The 25,715-nt window shown below is 36.2% G+C and carries 21 protein-coding genes; 5 read left to right on the top strand and 16 right to left on the bottom strand.

Annotated elements, in window-relative coordinates:
* Positions 1-15 precede the first annotated feature (15 nt).
* The 5 genes from IGI46_RS04695 to IGI46_RS04675 all read right to left on the bottom strand — a co-directional run bounded on the left by IGI46_RS04695 (position 16) and on the right by IGI46_RS04675 (position 4,930).
* Positions 16-468, bottom strand: a complete 453-nt coding sequence (locus tag IGI46_RS04695; protein WP_429973016.1) for a PTS sugar transporter subunit IIA — start codon at positions 466-468, stop codon at positions 16-18.
* A gap of 20 nt (positions 469-488) precedes the next feature.
* Positions 489-2,024, bottom strand: a complete 1,536-nt coding sequence (locus IGI46_RS04690; protein WP_429973015.1) for a PTS fructose transporter subunit IIC — start codon at positions 2,022-2,024, stop codon at positions 489-491.
* A gap of 173 nt (positions 2,025-2,197) precedes the next feature.
* Positions 2,198-3,241 (bottom strand): galactitol-1-phosphate 5-dehydrogenase, encoded by a 1,044-nt coding sequence (locus IGI46_RS04685; RefSeq protein ID WP_429973014.1) that lies wholly within the window; start codon positions 3,239-3,241, stop codon positions 2,198-2,200.
* Positions 3,242-3,255: 14 nt separating this feature from the next.
* Complete coding sequence (locus IGI46_RS04680) at positions 3,256-4,527, bottom strand: PTS galactitol transporter subunit IIC (RefSeq protein ID WP_429973013.1); 1,272 nt, start codon at positions 4,525-4,527, stop codon at positions 3,256-3,258.
* Between the two features lie 193 nt (positions 4,528-4,720).
* On the bottom strand, positions 4,721-4,930 hold the full coding sequence (locus IGI46_RS04675) for a helix-turn-helix domain-containing protein (RefSeq protein ID WP_429973012.1): 210 nt from the start codon (positions 4,928-4,930) through the stop codon (positions 4,721-4,723).
* Positions 4,931-5,067: 137 nt separating this feature from the next.
* On the opposite strand from IGI46_RS04675, the gene IGI46_RS04670 reads away from it, so the two are divergent.
* Positions 5,068-5,394 carry a helix-turn-helix domain-containing protein gene (locus IGI46_RS04670; RefSeq protein WP_429973011.1) on the top strand — a complete coding sequence of 109 codons (327 nt, stop codon included), beginning with the start codon at positions 5,068-5,070 and terminating at the stop codon, positions 5,392-5,394.
* A 61-nt stretch (positions 5,395-5,455) separates the two neighbouring features.
* Here IGI46_RS04670 and IGI46_RS04665 read toward each other — a convergent pair whose 3' ends face one another.
* Positions 5,456-6,139 carry a hypothetical protein gene (locus tag IGI46_RS04665; RefSeq protein ID WP_429973010.1) on the bottom strand — a complete coding sequence of 228 codons (684 nt, stop codon included), beginning with the start codon at positions 6,137-6,139 and terminating at the stop codon, positions 5,456-5,458.
* Positions 6,140-6,164: 25 nt separating this feature from the next.
* The gene (locus tag IGI46_RS04660; protein ID WP_429973009.1) at positions 6,165-7,322 is read right to left on the bottom strand and encodes a hypothetical protein; all 1,158 of its coding nucleotides are present in this window, start codon (positions 7,320-7,322) and stop codon (positions 6,165-6,167) included.
* 455 nt (positions 7,323-7,777) lie between these two features.
* On the opposite strand from IGI46_RS04660, the gene IGI46_RS04655 reads away from it, so the two are divergent.
* Together IGI46_RS04655 and IGI46_RS04650 are read left to right on the top strand one after the other, a co-directional pair.
* Complete coding sequence (locus IGI46_RS04655; protein WP_429973008.1) at positions 7,778-8,836, top strand: AAA family ATPase; 1,059 nt, start codon at positions 7,778-7,780, stop codon at positions 8,834-8,836.
* The gene (locus IGI46_RS04650) at positions 8,836-11,079 is read left to right on the top strand and encodes a S8 family peptidase (RefSeq protein ID WP_429973007.1); all 2,244 of its coding nucleotides are present in this window, start codon (positions 8,836-8,838) and stop codon (positions 11,077-11,079) included. The genes IGI46_RS04655 and IGI46_RS04650 overlap by 1 nt, the downstream gene beginning before the upstream one ends.
* 90 nt (positions 11,080-11,169) lie before the next feature.
* On the opposite strand, the gene IGI46_RS04645 is transcribed toward IGI46_RS04650, so the two are convergent.
* From IGI46_RS04645 to IGI46_RS04610, 8 genes are all read right to left on the bottom strand, one after another.
* Positions 11,170-11,346 (bottom strand): hypothetical protein, encoded by a 177-nt coding sequence (locus tag IGI46_RS04645; protein ID WP_429973006.1) that lies wholly within the window; start codon positions 11,344-11,346, stop codon positions 11,170-11,172.
* 496 nt (positions 11,347-11,842) lie between these two features.
* Positions 11,843-12,313: a hypothetical protein gene (locus IGI46_RS04640; protein ID WP_429973005.1), complete on the bottom strand. Its 471-nt coding sequence runs from the start codon at positions 12,311-12,313 to the stop codon at positions 11,843-11,845.
* Positions 12,314-13,129: 816 nt separating this feature from the next.
* Positions 13,130-14,266 (bottom strand): hypothetical protein, encoded by a 1,137-nt coding sequence (locus IGI46_RS04635; protein ID WP_429973004.1) that lies wholly within the window; start codon positions 14,264-14,266, stop codon positions 13,130-13,132.
* 51 nt (positions 14,267-14,317) lie between these two features.
* Positions 14,318-16,090, bottom strand: coding sequence for a DUF2075 domain-containing protein (locus tag IGI46_RS04630; RefSeq protein WP_429973003.1), 1,773 nt, complete (start codon positions 16,088-16,090; stop codon positions 14,318-14,320).
* Positions 16,091-16,203: 113 nt separating this feature from the next.
* Positions 16,204-16,926, bottom strand: coding sequence for a hypothetical protein (locus IGI46_RS04625; RefSeq protein ID WP_429973002.1), 723 nt, complete (start codon positions 16,924-16,926; stop codon positions 16,204-16,206).
* A complete protein-coding gene (locus tag IGI46_RS04620) occupies positions 16,883-18,907 on the bottom strand; it encodes a DEAD/DEAH box helicase (RefSeq protein ID WP_429973001.1) in 2,025 nt (674 codons plus the stop codon). The genes IGI46_RS04625 and IGI46_RS04620 overlap by 44 nt, the downstream gene beginning before the upstream one ends.
* A gap of 181 nt (positions 18,908-19,088) precedes the next feature.
* Positions 19,089-21,626 carry an AAA family ATPase gene (locus IGI46_RS04615; RefSeq protein ID WP_429973000.1) on the bottom strand — a complete coding sequence of 846 codons (2,538 nt, stop codon included), beginning with the start codon at positions 21,624-21,626 and terminating at the stop codon, positions 19,089-19,091.
* A gap of 106 nt (positions 21,627-21,732) precedes the next feature.
* Positions 21,733-22,353: a TetR/AcrR family transcriptional regulator gene (locus tag IGI46_RS04610; protein ID WP_429972999.1), complete on the bottom strand. Its 621-nt coding sequence runs from the start codon at positions 22,351-22,353 to the stop codon at positions 21,733-21,735.
* 114 nt (positions 22,354-22,467) lie between these two features.
* Between IGI46_RS04610 and IGI46_RS04605 the strand changes: the two genes are divergently transcribed.
* Positions 22,468-23,184: an alpha/beta hydrolase family protein gene (locus IGI46_RS04605; RefSeq protein WP_429972998.1), complete on the top strand. Its 717-nt coding sequence runs from the start codon at positions 22,468-22,470 to the stop codon at positions 23,182-23,184.
* Positions 23,184-23,549, top strand: a complete 366-nt coding sequence (locus IGI46_RS04600) for a serine aminopeptidase domain-containing protein (RefSeq protein WP_429972997.1) — start codon at positions 23,184-23,186, stop codon at positions 23,547-23,549. The genes IGI46_RS04605 and IGI46_RS04600 overlap by 1 nt, the downstream gene beginning before the upstream one ends.
* A gap of 262 nt (positions 23,550-23,811) precedes the next feature.
* On the opposite strand, the gene IGI46_RS04595 is transcribed toward IGI46_RS04600, so the two are convergent.
* The gene (locus IGI46_RS04595) at positions 23,812-25,710 is read right to left on the bottom strand and encodes a beta-glucoside-specific PTS transporter subunit IIABC (protein ID WP_429972996.1); all 1,899 of its coding nucleotides are present in this window, start codon (positions 25,708-25,710) and stop codon (positions 23,812-23,814) included.
* Positions 25,711-25,715 lie beyond the last annotated feature (5 nt).

The following is a 25,715-nucleotide window of genomic DNA, read 5'->3' as shown; positions in this document are numbered from 1 at the left end:
TGCCCCAGTTTCCGATTAAAAAGCAATCTGATCGATAATTTCCGTTAATTTTTCTGGATCATTTTCGTTTAAGACGCCTTCTCTAAAGTTTTGATCAATTAATTTGCGGGCAATCAAGCTCAACAGCTTCAAATGCTCCGCTGAACCCTCCTCAGGAATCGTTAAGGCAAACGCCACATTTACCGGCTTGCCATCCAATGCATTCCAGGGAATATCCTGTTCAAATTTCACTAAAAACATGCCCGGCTTTAAATTAGTGGTGCTTTTGCAATGGGGAATGGCAATGTGATCCTTAAAACCAGTTGTTGCCTCTTTTTCCCGTTCCTTTAATCCTTCAAGATAAGTCTGTTTATCTTGGACAAAGCCTAACTGATCTGCGAAATCCGCAATCACCTGAAAAGCTTCCTCTTGAGTAGTGGCCGTTTGATCCACTAAAATATGTTTCTTGTTAAATACTTCTGCATTCATCATTTATCATCCTAACTAGTTTAGTCGTGGGCCGTCTCAATAAAACCTTGCTCAGCCTCGTCTTTTTCCTCTTGTTCAATAATTGCTGTCTCTACAGTCTGCTTCCGAGTAAAGCCGATCAGCAGTGCCGTAGTCAAAATCCCAGCACAAACACATAATATCCAAGTAATGAAAGGAACTGGCTGTTCAATGTAGCCAATAAAAGTTCCTAACGGCGAACCAATCCCGCCATAGAATTTACAGCCGGTCGCTGCAGCTAGTCCGCCAGCTACTGCTGAACCCACCACATTGGAGAAAATCATGCGAAGCGGATCAGCTGCTACGAAGGGAATCGCCCCTTCTGTAACACCGACAATTCCCATACCAAAGGCTGCCGTTGCGGCCACTTTTTCGTCCTTTGAAAATTTCTTCTTGAAAATAATCGTTGCCAACCACACACCCAGAGGCGCTACTGAAATCGCTGCTTGTGTCGCAGTTCCTGGAACAAAGTTCGCTCCGTCAATTCCATATTTAGCTAAGGTGTCGGTGAAAATCGCTGTACCAAATACCAACGCCGTTTTATTAATTGGACCGCCTAAGTCAAACCCAATCATCGCACCACAGATAGCGCCAATTAAGATCGGTGCCCCCGCATAGCTGTTGTTCAAATTCGTTAGCCCTTCGTACATCGCATCCATTCCAATAGCAATTGGGTTTCCAATAATATAGAGCACAATCAAGGTAATAATAGCAGTCGCTACAAATGGAATAATCATAATCGGTACAATCGGCATCAATAAACGCGGCCATTTAATCTTCTTCAGACCTTTAACCATGTAGCCAACAATAAATGCAACAACAATCGCACCAATAAATCCGCCACCAGCTTCTGTGTTCAGAAATTCTGGATCATTTACCAGGTAAGCTCCAATCATCGCCGGAGCAATCGCTGGCTTATCAGCAATCGAATTAGCGACAAAGCCGGCAAACAATGGAATCATTAGCTTGAACCCGATTTGTCCAACATAGAACAGCTTGGACATCAAGAAGCCCATCTGTGTTTTCGTGTCAAAACCCCATTCCACAATCCGACCTAAGTCATCCCGTTGAAACGCATACAAGTTCGCAATTGTTAAAATCAATCCCGCCGCAATAACCATCGGCACCATGTAGGAAATTCCGCTCATAATGTGGGTGAAGAAATTGACCTTGTCTTTGTCATTCCCGACTTGGATCTTCCCAACCTTGGAGCCTTTTTTCCCAAAGACCTCCGCCTCGTCAAATGCTCGATTAATCAACGCTTCAGCATCCTCAATCGCCGGAATGGATTTCGTCACATACAATCGTTTTCCGCTAAAGCGAATCGGATCAATCTTAATATCCGAAGCCACCAAGACTAAATCAGCCTGCTCAATATCAGCAGCAGTTAGCACATTCTCTGCACCAATTGCCCCGTTCGTTTCCACCTTTACCTGATAGCCCATCTTCTTGGCAGCCTGTTCAATCGATTCCGCCGCCATGTAGGTATGAGCAATTCCCGCCGCACAAGCGGTTACCGCAACAATTCTTTTTTCCATGTTGTTCCCTCCATACTAAATGTCTTCTTTAAGAAATTAAACTATTCAGGACGAAAAATAAAGCGGTTTCCCGCTTTCTGGTATTAGTATCGAAGTTTGGGTTTGGGGTGGTATTTGTTTCAGGGGGGAGAGAATGGGAAAAAAGCAGAGCGGGTTTGCTCTGCTTTGGTTGATTATTGTTGAGGAAATATCATCACCTTACTATAGCTTTCCTTGCGCTGAACCGTTAAGTCAAAAGCTTCCTGTAGCTGATCTAGTGAAAAACGATGCGAAATCAAACTTTTCACTTCAATTCGTCCTTGCTGCAAAAAATCTATCGTATGCTGCCATTCTTTGCCAGGAAACGGTGCGGAATAAGAATTCCAGAAGCCTTTAATCGAATACTCTCTTCGGAAAATATTTTCAAAAGCCTTTTGCCGCATCATCACATCAGAATAAGCAATTCCTTGATAACCAATTTTTCCACCTTTTTTCGTTACCAGCAGACATTGCTCCTCCGTAATACTCGAGCCGGCACATTCCAGCGAGATATCCACGCCCAAGCCATCTGTCAGTTCCAAAATTCGTTCCTCCAAAGGTTCCCGCATCACGTTAATTGTGTCGGTCACACCATACATAAAAGCTTTCTCTAGCTTCGCTTGATCAAGATCTATCCCGATAATTTTCTTGGCACCAGCGATTTGCAGCCATTGTACGCTCAGTATGCCAATCGTGCCTAAGCCGAAAACTGCTACCGTGTCACCCAACTGAACATCTAAACCTATTACACCATGAGCTGCCACCGCCAATGGTTCAATCATCGCCGCCACTGCAAAGGACATCTCACCAATATTCAGCACATTTTCCTCTGGCACAACCACATACTCAGCAAAGCCGCCATAGCGCTGTGAGCCAATCATCTTGTAATCCTCACACAGCTGATACTTTCCTGCTCGACAGTAAGGACATTCCCGACAAGGAATCAGCGGTGCCACCGCAACTCGATCACCAGCCTGCACCTGTTGAACCTCCAGCCCAACTTCTTCAACTATACCTGCAAACTCATGCCCCATCACCATTGGCAGCCCGTATTTCCATTCACTCTGCATCTTATGAATATCCGAGCCGCAAATCCCCGCTGCCTTCACCTTAATCAATACCTCATTCGGCCCAGGAACAGGCTTTTCAATTTCACGTACATCAAACTCATTTAATCCTATCAGTAATCCTGCCTTCATGTCATTGACCCCTTCTATAAGATTCCCGAAACCAGCTGCGCAAATTTCAAAATAATCCAGTTTAAGAAATTGCCACCCATATCTAAGGACGACAGCTGTGAAGCTCCCTCTGGAAACTCATAAACACCTCGCATCATTTCCGTATGCACAGGCGCAAAATTCGTCGCCATCCACAAAGCAAAGGCAATCACGATCGTACCAGAAATCACTGACTGAATAATATTTCCCTTGCGGTTGGCAACAATCAAGGACACATAAAACGGAATCGTCGCCAAATCACCAAAAGGCAGCACCTGATTTCCCGGCAAAATGACTGCTAGAAACAAAGTAATCGGTACTAGTAGCAGACCCGTAGCCAAATTCGCCGGATGACCTGTCGTTACCGCCGCATCCATCCCCAGATAAATCTCCCGATCCCCATAACGCTGCTGCAGGAAATCCCGCGCCGCTTCCGAAATCGGAATCAGACCCTCCATTAGAATCTTCACCATCCGCGGCATCAAGAACATAACCGCTCCCATGTTGATCCCCATCTTCATAATGTCGCCAACACCATAGCCCCCCAAGAACGCAATTACTGCACCAATAATAATTCCCATCATCATCGGTTCACCAAAAATACCAAAACGTTTCTGAATCGACTCCGGATCAGCATTCAGCTTGTTAATGCCCGGAATCTTACCAATCAACATACCCACCGGAATCCCAATCAACCCAAAGGCCGCTGTCGAACCTGTTGGCAGACTGATTCCGTCCAGTTCATAAAACTCTGCGACTAGCGGTGCTGTTTTATCGGCAATCAACAGACAAGCGATCTCATATAAAATTGCACACAGAATCGCAAAGAACCAATTCCCATTCGTCACAATGTAGCCCGTCGCTCCCGCCGCAATAAAATGCCAATAATTCCACAAATCAATATCCAGCGTCTTAGTCACCTTCAAAAACAACAGCAGCAAATTCACCAGCACACAAATCGGAATCAAGATCGCCGAAACCGGTGCCGCCCATGCCGCTGAAGCTGCAGACGGCCAGCCCGTATCAATCACCGTTAAATGAAACCCAAACCGTTCAACCATTGCCTGTGCTGCCGGACCAAGATTATCTGACAAAACCCCAATCACCAGATTGATCCCCACAAAACCAATCCCAATCGTTAAACCAGACTTCAACGCCTTGCCAAAGGGAACCTTAAAAATAAGTGCGATGATCAAGATCATAATCGGCAGCATCACCGTAGGCCCCAAGTTCAAAATATACTGCACTACATCATTAACCGCTTTCAATAAAACTCCTCCTTCTTGTCTGAACCGCTCTATTATTGGTAAATATAACCTTTTATTTTCTCTATAGATTTCCCTCCATTTCCTGATTTATATTCCAATCACCCTGGGGTTTTGGGTAGAATTAGGGTGATAGATGGTTGGTGTTCTCAATGGACCTTGTTCTTCCATCGCAAGGTCAAAACTTTTCGATAGTTCAATAATCACGTTTCGTGATTTCTTCATCAAAAAAAAGATAACCTACAGGTAATTGATAGAATTGCGAAATAGTCTTTTTGGTAGTATCATTTCCGCTCTTCACACCTTGTTCCAACTTTTGAAGTAAGGAAATAGAAATACCAATACTTATTGCAGCCTCTTCTTGAGTCAGACCTAACTTTTTTCTTGCAGCTCGCAAGCGACTCATTCGAAACACCCCAATCACATTTCGTGATTAAAATATATCATCACATTATGTGATAGTCAATAGTTTCAATCACTTTTTGTGATAAATCTTTTTTATCACGTTTAGTGATAGTACAATCACAGTAAAGGAGGGATCACATGACTATTGGTGAGAGAATCGCTTATCTAAGAGAACGGCGAGGAATGTCACAGGCACAGTTAGCTAAAGAACTAAATATTGCTCAAAGTACCTTAGCCATGTGGGAACGAGGAAAACGTGGGTTAAAGGATGATGTAATTAAACAACTTGCTGAATACTTTTCTGTGTCTTCGGATTATTTACTAGGGATTGAAAACGAGGATGATTATACTCCCAATTCTAAGGTGAAGAGAATAGCTGCTCATATTGATGAAGATATAGTGGAGGATCAGGTAGAGGATATTATTCGGTATATTGAGTTTTTGAAGCAGGAGAAAGACTCGTAAAACGAAGATTTTCCAAAAAGTGCCTAACCGATTGCTAAGCACTTTTTGGATTCTATGGTATTTAACTTTTCAACAATGTTAATAAGCTTGTAACTACCCCTGCAACTTCTACAGTAATTTTTGCTAAATCTATTCCATACTTTGATAAAAATGATTGCTTAACATCATTATCATTTGGATGTCTTAATACAGCATCAATATCCTCTTCCAGTATCCCATTACTGACCATTAAATCTTTATAGTCACTTACAATACTGGAAAATGAGCTATTTACTATATTTTGATGTGCATCTCCACTCCCAGTTGTCACTTGAACAGGTCCATTTGTTCTATCAATTTTAATGTCGGATCGTTTGAGCTCATTTTTAGGTATTACCTTGTAAACAATATAAGGACCTGTCTTCGATTTTTTACTCCCGTCACTATTATATAGAATATCGTAATATTCATCATTTAGTAATTCAGAAATTTCATATGCGTAACCTTGGATATTTTCAACTTCTGTGCCTTGAGCATAATTATCTAAAATAAACTGCTTTTTCATTGGTTGAGTCTTTTTATTATACCTAAAAAATAAACCTGTACCATTATTTGATGGCAAACTATTAAATCTCCCGCCTAAATCCTGTGTACTATAGTCTGTGATTCCGTCTCTTTCTTTTTCCTTCTTAGTAATATATACCCAAGCTACGATACTAATAGTTATTAACACTATCATAAAAAAATTTTGCTTAATAATCTCCACTAAGCTCTCCCCCTCATTTTTCGGTTTACAACCCTTCAGTAATCAACTCATTAAATACAACTTGAATAAATAACTTTTCATCTATTGTTGTGCCTAATGAACCGATTTTTCCAAAAAGTTCAATTAACGAGTACGTATTTCCGATAACTTCTTCTCTATATAAAGCATCAATACTCTCTTTTGAATTTTTGCTTAACTCATTCCTCTTTGCTCTAGAAAGCCTGTTAAAAATCAAGGAAAGTTGATCTCGATCAAGTTTTTTTCTATTCTTTATACTTGAGATATGTTGAACTGTCTCCTCCGCATATTTTGATAATTGGTTTAAATTTTCTAGTTTAGATTGAATTGTGGGTACAGTGTAAGTATGTACTATACTTACAACTGTATCTCCAATTGCTCTAAATTGATTTTGTTTTGTATCAGAAATTGAATAGATAAACTCCATAGAAAGGCTTCCATCAGTGATTTCATTATTTGATAATCTGATACCAACCTCGACAATCGTATCTCGGTCAATGAGTATTTTTTCTTCTTGTACGAACATTATATCCAAACAAGAATCTGTAATATAGCCGCTCTCAACAAATATATGAGCTTTATTACTTTCTGAATATCTATGAAGAGAGTTTAAAGCTAAATATATCGCAATATTGTTGTCATAGTTCTTATACGTTGTAGTTGTTAACCCTCTCAAAAAAAGATTTTCACCTTCCATCAAAAATCGATACTGTCTTGTTTCATCTTTTTGTGTAATCATAAGTTTATTAACATTATCATTGAGCATATCTTTCTCTCCATGGGATAAACAGAAACGACCAAATTTCTTCAAACTGAACAATGAATCCAAGAAAGAATCTGTAAATTTGTAAATTCCTTTTGCTTTATAACCGTCTAGATTCAGTATTATTTCATTGTCATGAAAGAAACCGCTAAATTCAATCTCAGAAAGCGGTAATGTTAGATCCATCTTCTCATTATCTACACTATTGTATAGATCGATTAGTTCTTTTGAACCTTTAACGTTACAACTATTGTTTCCATGAATCCAATCAATAGACTCTAATATTAATGCATCTTCTTCAGGATCTTCATCTTCTAAACGCAATAATTTACGAACTTCACCATTACTAGCGTAACCGTTTTCTTCATTATTCAAAAAGTATTTCTTAATTAAAAACTCCATGCTTATACATCTCCTTGTTAGTTTAAATTTTATACAACACTTTTAGTTGCGTAGGAACTACTCTAAATAATTGTATTCATTCGAAACTAACAGATTCATTATATTTTTCCAAAGCTGTCTAATAATCTCTTTCATGGAAATTCCCCTCTTTTCATTTTTTAAAGAAAAGGGAAATAGATACTGCTATTTAGATCCATCGTCAAATAAAGCCACTTTACAATGTTTTTGATTGTTGCTATACTTTGGTTGATAATATTGATCTAGCGATGCTTTTCTCAGGAGCTGCTATGTCTATTTCCCAAAACAGTAGATTCCCGTCTACTGTTTTTCTTTTTTCTTCATTTCACATACTAGCAAACTTTTCATGGCAAGTCAATTAAAAGTTGTCCCATTTTTATTTAAACCTGTCCCAAAATATGATATAATCGATTTTGAATAATTAGGAGGTACATATCGTGAAAAAACAAAACATACTGAATCTCATAAAATATCACGTTGAAAGAAATGAGAATGCATTTAGAAATGAAGCAATAGAAATTGCCAAACGTTTTGATAGCTTAGGGGATTATGAATTAGCGGAATACATTATGGGTTTGATTACAGAGTCTAATCTATATGTACCACAAGTTAGTGATTTTGAAAGTGAATTTTTAAAAGCACTCGATGTAAAATCACTGCCATCTCTAAAGTTGCCTACAGAAATTACTGATGATATTAAAGGAGTCATTAATGCAGTAAATCATAATATTGGTATAAACAAATTTTTATTCGAAGGCTTACCAGGAAGTGGAAAAACTGAGGCAGCAAAGCAAGTTGCTAGATTACTTGATCGAACTTTATATTATGTAGATTTTGATAATCTGGTTGACAGTAAACTTGGACAAACAAACAAAAATATTTCTAATGTTTTTAGTGAGATCAATAAACTTCCCTATCCAGAAAAAACTGTAATTTTATTTGATGAAATTGATGTAATAGCTTTAGATAGAATAAATAGTAACGATGTTCGTGAGATGGGAAGAGTTACATCTGCAATTTTAAGAGAATTAGATCGATTGACGGACTTAAACAAAGAAATTGTAATCATTGCTACTACAAATTTATATAAAAACTTTGACAAAGCACTATCCAGACGTTTCGATGCTGTAATCAATTTTAATCGTTATACAAAAGAAGACCTAATAGACGTTGGTGAATTCTATTTTTCATCTTTTATAAAGAACTTTTCTAATCTCTCAAAAGATGTACGTTTATTTAAAAAAATATTGACCATCACAGAAGAATTGCCCTATCCGGGAGAGTTGAAAAACATAATTAAAACATCTTTAGCTTTTAGTGATGTAAATAATAGCTATGACTACTTGAAGAGGTTATATAATACATTAATTGGAAATCTTGAGCAAACAGATATTCAGCAGTTATATGCTCAAGGCTTTACGGTGAGAGAAATTGAAAAGCTAACAGGAGAATCTAAAAGCACTGTAGCTAGAAAATTAAATGAAGGAGCAGGCTAATGGCAAATAACGTGTTGGAATTGCGTGGTAATAAATTTGTTCAAGCTGCCAGAATGGGTGGCGGTGGCGGTCCTAGTATGAATAGTAAAAAGTCAGTGACAAACAAAGATCTTATCCAGTTAGAAAAAAAATTAGGGCAAATCCGATCCTATTGGATAAGAATTGATCGCCCTTTTCCAGGAGTTTTGATTAGTGTTCATTACAACAAGATTGTAGCAAAAAGTAACCGCATTGCTGGTTTGCTACAAGGAAAAAAATCTAACAATGCAATTGTTGGCGCCAAATTCAACAACAACAAAACCAGACACATTATTACGTATTATGTAAACAACGACGATTTAGAAAAAAGCATGTACCTTTTACAAAATGCTACTACTGTTTTAAATAGCAAATTTAATGGTCGTATAAACAAATCTATTTTTGATGATTCAAAAATAATGAACCGTATCGATTTCAAAAAGTTTAATATTAGCAGATCTTTGTTTAAGCAAGTGATAGCTGATGTTTCTTACATCGATGATTTTGAAATAGAGGATGCTTCCGACAATTCCCCTCAAGAAAGTATCATCACCCTATACGATACAAAAACAGATACAAAAATTTTATTAAAAAAATTAGGCATTAATATTCTTTCTCATCGAATTATTGATGACCATACTGTACTGTTAAATGAAAATGAACTGGAAGTCTTGTTAGAAAAAGCTCCTTATCTTGTAGCCATGGCAACTACAGATTTATCCGAGCTTTCTCCAGAGGCTTTTGTTGAAAAGCAACCTCAAGAAATAATGAATATCCCTAATCCTAGTATAGAACCAACAATTGGAGTTATTGACACACTTTTTGATACGCAGGTTTATTTCAGTAAATGGGTTGAGTATCATGAAATGATCTCAAAAGATATTCCCAAAAGTGCGAAAGATTACAATCATGGAACAAGTGTATCTTCAATTATCGTAGATGGCCCTCGTTTAAATCCTTGGTTAGACGATGGTTGTGGCAGATTCAAAGTTCGGCATTTTGGAGTAACCACTGGGGGGAGTTTTTCTTCTTTCATGATCATAAAAAGGATAAAAGAGATTATTGCAGGAAATAGAGATATAAAAGTATGGAATATTTCTCTAGGAAGTAACCAAGAAATAAATGATAACTTTATATCTGCTGAAGCATCTTTGCTAGACCAAATCCAATACCAATATGATGTAATTTTTGTTATTGCAGGTACTAATAAGCCGAATGATGAGGTTGATAAAATAGGCTCTCCTGCCGACTCGATCAACAGTATGGTTGTAAACTCTGTAACTAAAAAGGGTCTATCAACTAGGTATACTCGTAAAGGAATCGCTTTATCATTTTTTGCAAAACCAGATGTTAGCTACTATGGAGGCAGTCAAGAGCAACGTATTAAGGTTTGCGAACCTTCAGGTGAAACCCATTTAGCTGGAACTTCCTACGCAGCGCCTTGGATTGCACGCAAATTATCTTATCTAATTGACATTCTTGGTTTAAATAGAGAACTTGCTAAAGCTCTAATTATTGATGCAGCAAAAGGCTGGAAAGACAAACCCACACCAGAGGAAATTTCTATTTACGGCCATGGTACTGTTCCAATCAGAATAGAAGACATTGTTCAAACCGCAGATGATGAAATTAAATTCTTAGTAACTGATATCAGTGAAAAATGGAATTCATACAATCATCGCTTTCCAATTCCACTTCACGATGATAAATATCCTTATGTTGCTCGAGCAACCATGTGCTATTTCCCTATTTGCAATCGTGCACAAGGAGTAGATTACACAAATACTGAATTGAATATACATTTTGGTAGAATCAATGATGAAGGAAAAATTATTGATATCAAAGGAGACAAACAAAATCAAGAAGATGATTTAGATTCAGAAAAAAGTTTCATTTATGAAGTTGAGGCCAGAAAAAATTTCCGTAAATGGGACAATGTGAAATATATCGCTGAAAAATTGAAAACTCGTTCAAGAGCTAAAAAGGCTTATGAAAAGTATAAAAATTGGGGGATGGAAATTAAAACCAATAATCGTCTTGATCCTAAACATGGTAAAGGGCTTCGTTTCGGTGTAGTTGTTACTATTAAAGAAATTAACGGTGTGAATAGAATTGATGAATTTATCAGAAATTGCTCTTTAAATGGTTGGTTAGTTAATGAGATTAACATCCGTGTTAGAGAAGATATCCATCAAAAATTGAATGAAGATATCGAGTTTGAATAGGAGTTTTTTTTCTGATACTATAATTCTTTTACAAAGTTGGTAGAATGAATCAAAAATAGCACTCAATCATTTTTATTTGATCGAGTGCTTTTACATAATTACTGGCTCAGGCCATTCAGGTAATTTGTCAGATTCTTCTTTTAGACGCTTACTAATCAATTCTCTTTCTTCAGGGGTAAGGTCAAAAGGTAACGGCCCAACCGCATCAATTTTTGGCGAATGCTCAATAGAATATTTAACCGCTGCTTCAACTAAATCTTTTCGCATTTAATACTACACTCCTTTCTGAATTCTTTAGTCACTGTTATAAAAGCCTCATCTACATTCGTAGCATAAGATTGCTTGGTATATTTATCAGCTCTGCCATCAAAAACATATTCAGAAAAGACTTGTTTCCTGCTGGCTATAGTTTCCTTGTAAAATCAGGTAAAATGAACCCAAATTATTCTCTAGCGGTGTAGCCTTGGATAAGGTTAATCCAATGAACCCTCAGACGCGAACGCTTAGCCACTTAGATAAAAATTTTGATACCTCCAGCACACTTAGAGTGCATGCTTTGTCATGATAATAATGTACTGGAAGTTTTTTATTACGAGTAAAAAATAGCTATAGATAATGAATTTTTTAATCCAAAAAAAGGCAAAGAAGTTTGATCAGTACATATCAAATCGTGTTGCTATTGGTAGTTCTTTAATATCTTTGAACATCTTATTTCCATCGTACCAGAACAAGATGCAACGTATCCGCACCCCTCTTAAAAATATTAAACAGTTAACCCATAGATACAGTAATCGCACAAAAATCGTTTAATCTTTTGACGATCAGCTGTTCCATAGAAGTCCATAATCAACTTATTAAATCTTTGCAATTGTTTCTCTTGCACAATCATAATTCCTATACCAGCTTGAATCATCAATTCATTCATACAAATGGATGCGGTTCGCTTATTACCATCCCTGCGACAAGCTGTAAAAAAATAATCCAAGGTCTTTTCTGTCTCGCTACGATCCTTGGTAAGAATTGTGTCTATTAACTCTATCACAATATTCTCTTTTGCCACTTTTAGAGAATAAAATGCCCACATACCTACCACACCTGTTCTTAATATCCCAAGCATTCCTGGCAACAATTCACCATAAGTGATAATTCTATGAACTAGTTGGGTATAGGACAAATTAAAAAAGGCAGAAATATCATCTAAAACAAATTTCCACACACTTCTAAGATTCAACACCTTTTAAATACCATCAGTTTTCAAACCAAAAACATTCATTCCATCAATGATAGTTTTCGTATCAGAAAAGGTAATATTGATATTTTACATTCGTGCCTGATTATAGATGTTTTCAACTAGCATTTTTTTCGCTAAGGAAAGATTTTCTTCTTGGGTTAGATTATATTTGTTGAGATAAGACATAGAGAACCTTCTGTATCATTGGAAATAAAAAATTTGGATTGAATACTAACTATTGGGCAGTTCAATTACCATATCGACTGAACTCATTTACCTTTAGTTCTATACAATACTGTTGAAAACGCAGATTAATTATATCATAAAAAAAATTTCCTTCCGCAGCTTGGAAGTATTTCTATGTTCGATATAAGACTCACCAAATTGTGAAAACAGAAAATTGGACTCAAAATGATGCAGCCGAGATATTAGGAATTATCCGAACAACTTATTCATCTTACGAATAAAGCCGCAGATTTCCTGACATAGACATTCAAAACAAGATTGCTGACTATTTTTGTTTACCTTCACAGGCGTGAGGGAACTGAAGAGCATGCGCTCTCTGACAAGCAGCTTAGGATTGTTTTGCATGTAGATGATGATTTGAGCGAGGAACGGATTGAAGAGCTTGTTCATTATATTAAGTTTATGAAGCAGCAAAATAAGAAGTCATAAATTTGGGTGACTCTCTTAAAAAACAAGCTCATCCAAGTATTTTGTCTGCTTGCTTCTTTACTGTGTTCACATCCATTTTTGGCGGATTCAAAAAATAATTATGCAGTTTTTTCTCGCATGAATAAATTTACAAACTCGTATTAATCAGTCACCCAATATATCATTCATTTCCTCGCACCAGCTTTTTAGGACTTCAAACAGATTTCTAGCAGAGAGTTTTAGAGCTCTACATTTCCCATCCTCTAAATCCTTTTCCCATTGCCGAACATTTTCTGGTTCGTCTAACACGGGGTACTTTATAGTTTCCGTGTAGTGGTAAATTTTATTTTCATAATGCGGAACAATGAAAACAACCTGACTATCATCAAAATAAATCGTCGCATTGTAATAGGAAGAATAGACTGGTGCTAAATATGTTGTCTCTGTACCATTTTCATACTCACACAACAACCATTCAGTATTTCCTTCCTTTTGAATATCTAAATTATTTTCTTTAAAGTATTCCATATAGTCAGTATGACTTCTTATCTTTTCGCATGTCTTGAAAAACTTTAATATCCTCTTGTCTGAATTTTTACTACACAAGTTCATTATTATTTTCTGAGATAAGTCTGTTAGCAATTCATGAGTGAAATCAAAGCAATTATTGTAGTATCCTTCTTCCCCTACTAGAGAATCAACACCTTCAGGAGTGCGAACCATAAAATCTTCATCACAGTCCTCAAAATAATAACTAGCTTCCTCATCAAGTTCCAGCAACTCAGGATATAAATTATTAAATATCACATCAAAGGTTTCAGTGAAACAACATAAAAGTTCATCAGGTTTCTCAGTGAAGTCAATACCTAAATGTGTAATAGCATTTCGATAATTTCCTAGTTTTTCCAACACACCGCGAACTTTTTCATTAACCTCAAACAGCTCTTCATAATACCTTACCGACTGGGTATAAGTAATTGTTTTCATACTGGTATTTTGAATTAAACAATCTTCCAGTTTCAAACGATTTTTTTTAGATAGTTCTCTAGCTTCATCAACTATCTGTTTAAAGGGTTCTCTATCAGTTCTCAAAAAAATAGAAAGACTATCTTTAGTTTTCTCAATGATGATCGCCTTTAACAATAATTCAATCGCATTCTCTAAGAATGACAAACTAATCTTTTTATGCTTTGAATCTGAATAAGCTGAAAGAGTATCTTCTTCACCATAATAAAATAATTGGAAATTCTCAACAGCAATATCTAACGAATTAACGGCATTTTCTAATATTGTAAATTTCATTTTTCTCTCCAATAATGTCTTAAAGATATCAAAAGACTTAAAGTTTAACTACTAATTTTCAAGCTTACCTTTTCCAGCCTTTTTCAGTGCCTCACGAAGTTCTTCATCAACTGCATAAATGTACAATCCGTTAACACCTCTTGTCAGCAAAACATTCAGTTCATTTTTGAGTAAAAAGTCTGAAACATCTAATTTTTCCCCATTCTCAGTTCCACGCATTTGAATAGCCTTTTTATTTTTACTTTCATTTTTATCAAATACAATTTTGCCATTCCGATACTTCACTGATGGACCAATAATGACTCCTGCATAGTTCAGGTCGAACCCTTGGATTGTGAAGGTTGATCCTACTTCATTGATTGTTTGAGCTTGTTCCGCCCAGGCGCGATTACGATTTATCCGCTTTTCTTTTTTGGATTGAGGAAGTTGCAAATTCCAAGGCAATTTCCAGTCTCCAATTTTTACATACCAATAGTCTTCATTTTCAGGTTTGCGTTTGTCAACATACTCCCAGTCAAAAGTAGCTAGAATACGAGATATTCCCGATTCTTCGTTTTTTGACCTTTCTCGAATTTTTGTATACATTGTATCCGGGTCATCAAATATTCTAAGGTCGTATTTTTTTGAGTCGACAGGTATATTTTCGATCCTTCTATTATCAATTAAACCTCTAATCCAACTTATTGTTTCTTCATCAGCATTGATACGCAGCTGATTTTCTAGATAGATATAATTTTTTTTATAAGCGGCTTCATGAATCTTATTGCGCATTTCGATTTCATCCCAATATTGTTCCCTAGAGAGAATTTGATTTCTATCAAGCACAGCAACTACAACTTTTGCTCTTTTAAGCAGATCATCTAACTGGTTTTTTCCTCGATAAGATTGCTTACCCTGAGTCCATAGCAAATGTGCCTCATCTACAATTACAATATCTACCTTCTCATCTTCAGAGTGTTTATTAATAAATCTCGTAGGTTTTGAAACGATATCAGGATTCCTTTTTGACAAAATTCCTAACTTAGATGCTATCTGTTCATAAACTTTTAACTGCTGATCGTGGTTGACTAATAGATATTGTTTGGTTCCTTGAATAACTATATTCTCTGAATTTTTTTCAGCAAGCTGATTCAACTCATAAAACAGACTGCTCATTAGCACTGTTTTTCCAGAACCCGCTTCTCCCTCAACAATAATTAATTGGCCCTCTTTTCCGCGGTTTAATGCCTCGGTAACCTTTATAATAATATCTTCACGCGCAGTCATCTGTTCTCTAGTTAACTTATGAAATGGAGAAGCTTTAAAAATTGCAGAGTCTCTAATGATTCTTTCTAACGGAAAAAGTTCTTTGTTCTTCTTCTGTAGCTTCCTCCAAATTTCTGAAAAAACAGTACCAAGTTCTTCAACCGTATAATAGTCATTTTGCGGATTTGTACGCCGATTATTTACACTAACAACAGCTTCAACACTCGATAGATATTGCATTAAACGATTTTCAATATCTAAGGTCAACGATTTATTGAAATGCTCATGCCCTATGACAAACATTTTCGCCCGTTCAGACTTGAGTAATGCTTTCCAATCCTCACGAGTCTTTGAATCGTTAGATAGATGTTCACTAGTTCGTCGCTTAATATCTGTAGTCTCGCCTACATAGACTGAATATTTTGAAGAATCTACTTCATCATTAACAATGTATACAGTTGGATAATTGAAGATAAGTTTTTGATCCTTTTTGCTTTTGATCTTCTCTGTAGTTTTCAAATTTGAAAGGTCATCATTTGTATAGTCTACTTCATAAATTATCGGTTTTGGTATTTCCATAGTGCACCTCGACAATAAAATTTTTTGTTGATTACTCGTTTGTATTATTTAACGTACAAATTTCTTTTTATTGAACTAAAGCAAAAAAGTAAATCCTAAATTTTAGTTTATAATTATTCTGATATAAATGAACATTCTTTCTCTTTCTCACAAAGAAATTTCACGAAATAGTCTAAATCATAAAGCTTGCTCAAACCTAGTTTTAAAGTTGTCTGTTGAGAATAAAAAATATCAAAATGAAACAAAGGGTGTATTTTTCCATTCGCATTCTTTTTATCTTCGTCGAAGCGAATATAACTAGGTTCAAATAAAAACAATTCTAATAATATATCATCTAAGTCTTCTACTAATTTTTTTGAGAGAAATAGTTCTTCTAACGTATTTTCAACCAACTCACAAAATTCTAGTTGAATTCCATAAACTCCTCTTGATTCACTAAGAATTCCTTTATCTAATAATGATAATATCACTTGAATGTGTGCACTCTGTATATCCGTAGCTTGACTGAAAGTTTTCAAAGTGTAATTATTTGCGTTTTGTTCAATTTTAAAAGGAAACTGAAAACTGAAGTGCTTGTTCTCAGCACTAGGTAACTTTTGACTAAAAAATATTCTCCTAAATTCCGTGTCAATTATGAGTTTACCCTCAGCATTTTTTTTACTCACTAGATTTCCTGTTAAAATCAACTTACTTGTTTCTAATATAATCTTCCAGATCTTTTCTTTTGAGTCCACTCTAGAATTTATTAATCTTTTTATTTTTTTGTTATAAAAAAACTCCAAAACCATTCTATCACCTACCGTATAAACTGTAATTTGCATTAATAATTTTTTCAATATCCCTTTTAGTCACGTTATTCTTATTTTTACAGTGAGCATCTACAATCTCAATCAGCATCATTCTATCTGCCGAATTAGTAATGTTATAACGCCTGAATATTTCATTTCTCATTTCATCTATACTTTGGTATTTAGCTTCATCTATTCGAAGCTCCTCTACTGAAAGAATCTCTGATTCTTTTGGCTTTTCTACTACTAGTTTGTTAGTCTCAACTATATCTTGGAGTTTTTCGCTCCACAAAGCACACAAATCCTCATTATTCTCAGTCATAATTAGATACGTTGTTATAAATGATCGAGTTAAGGTCATGTATAGAACATTTCTTAGAGAAATATTTTGAGAAATACGATCGTCTGTTACACAGATAACAAACGGAAATTCTAATCCTTTTACATTATTTCTATTGCTTACAAATAGCGTATTCTCAATTTGTTCTTTGTTTTCATAGCCTCTTGTGATATCCCATTGAAATTCCTCATCAATCTTGAACTCTAATGCGTCTATTTGATTATAAATCTGTCTATTAGCATCAATGAAAACTATACCTATATCATTAGGCGTTACAGTTGGATTGTTGTTTTTGATATCCTTAATTGTGTCAATAATTGTATCCAATATATCGCCACTTTCTGTTTCTTCAATTACAACGGGTGAAAAATCTAATTCATCCTCTTCTGAATCATCAAACCTTCGAATTTTTGGTCTGGTTAGTTCATAGCGGTTTCCATCAGTCTTTATTTCATAACCACAAGATTTCAATTCATTATCATTCAGCCAATTTATTACTGGCCGTTCATAGAGCCCTAGCCCCAACGCTTGAGAAAACATTAATGTCCTTGGATCTGTTCTGTAACATTTATTCAAAAGAAAATCTGGAGAAACATCAGTTGATTGTTTTACGAATATAGTTTGAAATATATCTCCTGCAATGTAGACAGAATTTTTTGTCACCATACTGCATAAATCGAAAAAAGCTTCTGAGAAATCTTGACTTTCGTCAATGAGAATATAGTCGAACAAGGGGGATATATCTTTTTTTTCATTCAGATCTTCTATTGCTTCTAAGCACACTTTGTTGAAATCCCCAAAACTAAATGAATGAAAAGGTATCCCATAATGCTGACATATTTTTGAATACAAGCCTGAATTGAGTACTTTAGCTGATCCCCAGCTGTTAAACACAAATAACCTCTCATTCCAAGCAATTTGTTCTTCCACTTTCATAAAAGTGAAAAAATCAGGAATCCTATTTCTCAAACTATTTGCTAATACCTTATTATGACATGTAAAAGCTATTTTACTATCTTCTTCTTTTGTATATAATTCTTTCAACTTATGAAGTAAAAGTTCTGTTTTTCCTGTACCAGCAAGTCCTTGTATACGTATAGTTGGTTGATTAATTTCTTCAAAAATAAAACGTGTTTGATCACCATCAAATAGCACAATCTTCTGCTTAACTTTATCTAATAAAGTTTCTGGCTCTTCTATGTCTATACTATCAATATTGTTTATACTTCCCGTAAGAAGGGAAACAAGTAGCTCAGAAACTCTTTTCTCTTTATCACGAGTATGCTTGTATTGAGGTAAATCATTTAAAAAAAACTCAACGTTACTAGGCTCATCATCAATAGTAACAATTTGCTGTTTTTTCCACTTTCTGGGTCTTCCTAATTTCTCTTTGTATTCAAATTTATCTGACAAATATCCTAAATCTTCCATAAAGTCTTCTACAAACTCGTAAAAATCATCGTTGCTATCTCTTAGATTCACAATAATTATTTGATAGCCTGGGATTAACAATACAAAAGCATCTTTATAATCGTATTCTTCATTATTTTTCGATAATGGCTCCCTTATGAGGTATACTTGTTTGTTGTTAGCTATTGCAAACTGATTCAATCCTTTTTGCCATTCAACAGGAATACATTCTCTATCAATCTTCGTAAAAAAATTATTGACCATTTTATCACTTTCCAATCTACATAAAATTCAAATACTTTTAAATATTACCAACTCATTGATTGATAATCGGATTTATTTCAAACCTTTAAGTCATTTTATCTCTTAATCCCCAATTTTATAATAATAAAAATGCAATTAATAATCACTGAGAATCTTACTGCTAATAAATACTTTATCTTTTCCACTAACTTACAAACTACTTCGGCTTATTCCTTTTAACAAAACTTCTGCATTCTGCTAGATATTCAGTCAGCTGCTCCGGTGTAGGAATTTCCTCACCTAATCCACTTGCCCTATCGTGAACCCAATTGGAGCATTTACTCATTCCTTTTTCTACCTCTTGGTACAGTTCTTGGGTAAATGCAGCTCGCTTCAGACGCTGGGTTTGTATCGCTGGATTGAATCGCTGAACCGAATTATTAAATAATATTTCTTCAATCGTACGCTCCCAGGTTTCCCTCAGCTGTTCACACCATAGTTTAGCTTCTTCACCATATCTGTCATAAAGTTCAATGTTGCCTAAACTATATTCTTTATAGGTTTTTCCAACTGATTGCAATTTATCTTGCAAGTAACCTATTCTTTCTTTTACAGGAGCTCCAATCCATGGTACCGTATTTTGAATAATACCGGCATCCTGATTTATCTTTCTTATCGTAACCACATCACACTTAATCCTTTGCTCTTCACAAAGCTTTTGAACACACATCAAGAAAGTTATGTCGTGAGTAAGAATAACTACTTGTTTATTATCTGCTTCTTCAACAAGTCGATCAGCTATTATGTCCCTTCTTTTATAGTCTAATGAACATACAGGATCATCCAATACAATACAGACATTGTCTCTATTTAGATTTGTTTCCGCTAAAAAATTCGCTAAAGAAATGGATCGCTGTTCACCTTCACTTAGAATTTCTACAGGCTTTCGTCCTTTAACAGACAAAGTACTTAAAGTGGCACCTCTGCGTCCTCGTTGTTTAATTTCAGCAGAAAAATTTGCTTTCAATTTTCTACATTCCTCATCAAACTTGTCCATATACTCCTGAGTTACGTATTTCGTAAATAATTTTTTTTGGAAATTCGTTAGCTTACCTGTGGTAATACTGATAGATCTTGCCTTGTCCACCCATTGAAGATTCTTTATAAAAACTTCAATTTTTGGAAGTAAATTGTTTAATTGCAGTTTATCCCGATAAAGACCCTCGTATATTTTTAAATCTTTTATTTTTTTATCGATACTATCAGCATCTAATTTACTAACTTCCTTCTTTAACAATGTGTAAGCTTTCTCAAAGGAGTCAATATTAAAACGGTACTCTTTAACTTCTGTTTTCCAGTCAAGACTGTTAAGATTATCAATGAGTAAAGAGTTGAGCTCTTCATATTTTGTCTCCGCCTCAATCAATAATTCACGAAGCACTAAATCATTCTTCTTTAACCAATCATCGAATTTAGACTCTTGAACTAATAAATGAAAATCTTGCTTTGAGAAATCTTGAATGATTTTCTTTATGTTTGATTCAGCAGTAACTAGATTCTGTTCAGCTACACTTTTTAAATACTTCCAATACTTATCAATTACCTTAATATGTGTTATATCTTGTCCACAAAAAATACAGTGTTCAATTTCTTCTTGGATAGAATTATAGTAAGATTGTGCAGTCAAAATAAAATCTTTCCATTCAGCAGAACCTAACCTGTAAATATTTTCACCTTTAAGTTGCGCAATTCCTTCTTCTGCAGAGAGCATCTTTAATTGATTCCTCTCAATTATTAACTCTTTGGTTTTCATTATTCGAGTATCAGAAAACTTGTTATTAAGCACCTCTATTCTTTCTCTAATCTTATTCAGCTCATTCTCATATCTTATATACTCTTGTTCTTTTTCTTTAATATTCAGCGCTTGAAGTTTTACCTTTTTTCTCATCTTTTGCTTGTATGTTTCTTCATCTACATCAGTTATTTTAGCTAGCACTTTCAGGTAGTTAATATCAGTTTTACTATCAATCTTTTCTACACTTTGTCTGATTATAGTTTCATTGGTGAAGTAATCTAAAAATTCATTTTTAGTATTAATTGCTGCCCGCTCATCGTTTAGCCTTTGCTTGATTGCGGAGAAGCTTTTGGCATACTTATCGAAAAATTTGAATTCTATCGGTGCGAAGGATACTTCCGTTTCACAAGTTAAATCATTGGTGGCACTGACGCTATCAAACACAGCTATTTTCTTCAAAATTTCTTGATCACCAATATTAGGATAAATGAAATCTAAAAGTTCACCATCTTCATTTACAAAGTTGAAGGTTGCACTAACTTGTGTGTTCGTTCGATTAAAAACGTTTGGTAATATATTTTTATCTCCTCTTGAAACAAAAGCATTGTTAAAAAGCCGTGTATAACCAGACTTACCGCTACCATTTTCTCCGTATATTAAAGTGAGCTGTTCTCCGATTTCTAACTTTTCATTATTCTTTAGCGCATTGACACCAATAACATTTGAAACACTTCGCCATTTTATTTTGTCTTCTTCAGTAGAGTGATCCACGAGGCTTAGAAAATCTAACTTTACTTTCTCTAAACTCTCTTCTGATAATCCAAATTCCTTTTTAAATAATAGATAGATTTCCTCTAGGTCATCCTCACTTAGAGATTTACCTTCAAGAATTTCATTTGCTAAGTACTGCTCCCAATAAGTTTGCCTTTTAACCCAACTAACAATTTCCCTATTAATCATTAAGTATCCTCCTGTATGCCTTTTCACATATATCATACCAAAAAAATTAACTAGTAGTATATGAAAAAAGTAGTGAGATATCTGGGTCTATCTATACGACTGTTCTTTACCCAATCATGTAAGCCCCAACCAACACCCCCAACCCCTCACTCAACTCCAACTCATCCTCCCCATCATAATAAGGACTCGTCATCTGGTACCAGCTGTAAGTCAAATGGGAAACCAGCGCAGTCAGCTTCTCGTATTCCGCATCCTCAATATCATCTCTCATAACTCCAGTCTTCTTCAACGTCAAAAAGATTTTCAGATAAAAATCAGTCAATCGCTTTCTGAACTTCAGCAATTCTTCCTTCATTGAAGGAAATTCTTCATGGATATTGACGATGTATTTGTAGTAATACATGTTGGTCTTTCGGATTTCTTGAATTTCTTTAATTGAATTTTTTAACAGGTCTAGGGCATTTTCGTCAGTGATTTCGGCATCGACGAAATGAAAGAAGGTGCTGTAGAGCTCTTCCTGCAGCCGCAGCATGATCGCTTCTTTTTTGGGAAAGTGATAGGTTAGGTTGCCGATGGTGGTGCCGGCATGTTCGGCGATATCTCGTAAAGAAACGTCGCTGTAGCCGCGTTCCTGGAATAATTCTTTGGCACTTAAATAGATTTTGGTTTTGGTATCTGTCACACAAGTCACCTCGTTTTTCTTTCGCTGCTGGTTAAAAATCAGCACAGGTTTTCTTCTATTTTATAGTATACACCAGAAAAAAGGCTATTGACATCTCGAATAGTACAGTGTACTATAAAATCGTAAACAGTACACTGTACTAGAAAAGGAGCGATTAGGATGGATATTAGAAAAAGACCACCTGCACAGGATATTGGACGGATTTTAGGAGGCGGTATGTCGCCGGAGGATTTTCTTAAAATGATGGCGGAAACTGAGATGAACCTGGAGACCTTTCAACCGGTTGCCCCAGAGGATGCTCGGGATTTCGTGGAAGTGTGTGAACGTTTAGGGGATGAAGCTTACAGCTATGCCAAGCAGAATGAGAAAGCTGGGCATAAGGAAACAGCTAGTGAATACTACTTCAATGCCAATGCAATGTATCGTTTAGGGGATTACGGGATCAAGGCCTTTGACGAAGAGAAGTATCGAATTTATGGCAAGTTGGTAGACAGCTTTAAGCGGCATAAGCAATTATCACAAAATGAAAGCGTTCAATATATTGAGATTCCTTTTGAAGGCAAAATGATGCCAGCTTATCTTGCACTGCCTAGCAATGCACCGAATGACGTTCCAGTAATCATCTGTGTGGTTGGGGCGACCGGCTTCAAGGAAGAAAATTTTGTGATTGCGAAAACAGTGGTGGATCGTGGTTGTGCAGCACTAATTTTTGATGGGCCTGGTCAGGGTGAATGCAATTTAAATCGTGAGCTGTATTTGACTGAAGATAATTATGATGAGGCTGTCTTGGCAGTGGTTGATTACATTTTAGAAAATCCAACGATTGGCAATACGATTGGGATTATGGGAGTAAGCTTTGGCGGTTATCTGGCTTAGTGGTTCGAGGAGGCTGTTCACAGCTGGATCAATTGACAATGCATACCTTTGCGGGAGTTGAACGTTTCTATCTATACAACTTCTTGAATAAGTTCAACGTGGAAACCTTGGATGAAGCAGCGGAAATTTCTCATCGCATGAATTTGGATGATGTGCTGAAAAATATTACCTGTCCAATCTTGGTAGAGCATACGGAGGAAGATCCGGTCATCGGTGTGGAGGGTGCGAAAACCATTTATCGCAATGCTTCCAGTACTGATAAAGAATATTATGAGATTAAAGGCAATGTTCATTGCGGCAATAATGAAGCTCAGAAGACATGTACTTATGGTGTGGATTGGCTGCTGGATCGGATGATGAAATAAAAATGGCAGCCTATGATTGGTTTTTCCGCAATCATAGGCTGCTTCATCACTTTTACTATCTTTGCTTTACTTAATTGAGTTCGCTTTTTCCATACTCATCTTCAACGTTTCTATATTGAACAAACTACCAAAGGCTTAAATCCTACTTTCTGGTAAAGTCTAATGCTTCTTTACAAACAAAAGGAATGAAAGAGTCTAATACTCTCAAACACTGCCTTTTCAGCTATCGACTTACAACGATAATTCACGTACTCATCCCGCCTTACCCCATCACCTGCAACAAAACAGATTCTTCATCCACTGGACAGTCAAAGCTGTTCTTGTTAATCTGTTGAAATTCTTGATAATTCGTCACAACAACTGGAGTAATAACTTTATAACCAGCCTTCTTTAAGCCCTCTAAATCAAACTCCATCACCAGCTCACCTTTTTTCACGGCAGCGCCAGCTTCTTTTAAAAGGGTAAAGCCTTTTCCGTCTAATTCGACAGTGTCGATTCCGATATGAATCAGCAGCTCCAGTCCTTTGGTTGATTTAAAGGCAATTGCATGCTTTGTTCGAAAAACCATTGTAATTTCGCCATCAAAAGGAGCATATAGTTTGCCCTCAACTGGCTCGATTGCTACGCCTTTGCCAACGATTTCGTCAGAAAATGTTTTATCCGGAACCATTTGAATATCTAATAAAGCACCTCTTAAGGGACTTGAAACTTCTTCAGAAACCGTACTAGTCTCAGTCTCAATCAGCGCATCGCCGACCTCAACTTCCTCAAATTCTTGTTTTTGTGTTGCGTCTTCCTCGCCTAATGGACTAAATTTCAAGAACATGGTTAGTCCAAATGAAAGGACAAAGCTGATGATCAAGGCGATAACGATAGCTATTAAGCCCTGTGTATTGCCATCTGGTGCTATATAGGTTGGCAGGACTAGAATATTCGGTGCACTAAATGAATAGGTCCGAACACCTAAAAGCACACCCACTAAACCAGCAATTCCACCTGCCAGCATCGCTGCATAAAAAGGTTTTTTCAGTTTAAAAGTGACCGCGAACATTCCTGGTTCGGTAATTCCAAACAAAGCTGAAATCCCTGTAGAAGCAGCAATGGATTTTTGTTCCTTGTTTTTCGTTTTCAGCAGGACTGCGAAAATAGCACCCGCTTGGGCAACGTTACTAATTAAGCAAAACGGCAGCCAAAAATTGTCATATCCTGTATTTGCTAAGTTTTGAATGGCGATTGGCATGATTGCAAAGTGCATTCCGGTCATTACCAACAATGGATTTAATCCTGACAGAGCAAATCCGGCTATAGGGCCCGCTGTAGAGAACAGCCAATCTAAGGCAGCGGAAAGATAGGTTCCGATATAATTTCCTAAAGGAGCCAAAACAATCAATGCAATGGGGATCGTAATAATCAACGTGACTACCGGTGTTAAAATAAATCGAAATACATTTGGTATATATTTATCGGCAAAGTGATACACGTAGCTCATGAGCCAAATGGTCAAGATGATCGGAACAACCGATGAACTATACCCTAAGTAAGGAACATCCAGACCGAAAAATTTCAAAGGTGCCAAGCCTTCAGCTGCGCCATTAATCAGTGTCGGATACAGCAGAACACCGGCAGCAGATAATCCGATAAATTCATTGACTCTGAATTTTCTTGAAGCAGAGACAGCAATCAAGAAAGGCAGAAAGTAAAAGGCGGCATCTGAAATCATGTAGAACACGGTATAAATACCAGAATCGGCAGTAACTAGTCCAGTCAGAGAAAGGACGGTTAAAATACATTTCATCATACCGGCACCGATGATAGCTGGTAAGATCGGTGTGAAGATTCCTGAAATGACTTCAAGTATCGTACTGAAGGGATTGGTTTCTGCTTTCTTTTGTTCAGTTGCAGGCTTCATTGCCGGCTGACCGATTTGTTTTTCTACTTCTTTGTAAACCTCGGCAACATCATTGCCAATAATAATTTGATACTGATTTTTTCGATTTTGGGTTCCTAAAACACCCTTAATTGCTTGGACCTTTTCATCATCAACCAGAGCCGGATTGATAAGATTAAATCTAAGTCGTGTGGTACAATTCCAAGCTTGGTCAATATTTTCATTGCCACCGACCGCTTGAATAATCTGATTAGCCATTTCATTGAAATTCATTGTGA

The sequence above is a fragment of the Enterococcus sp. AZ163 genome (assembly GCF_050498925.1).
Classification (GTDB): Bacteria; Bacillota; Bacilli; order Lactobacillales; family Enterococcaceae; genus Enterococcus_A; species Enterococcus_A ferrettii.
This window is presented reverse-complemented; position numbering and strand designations above follow the sequence as displayed.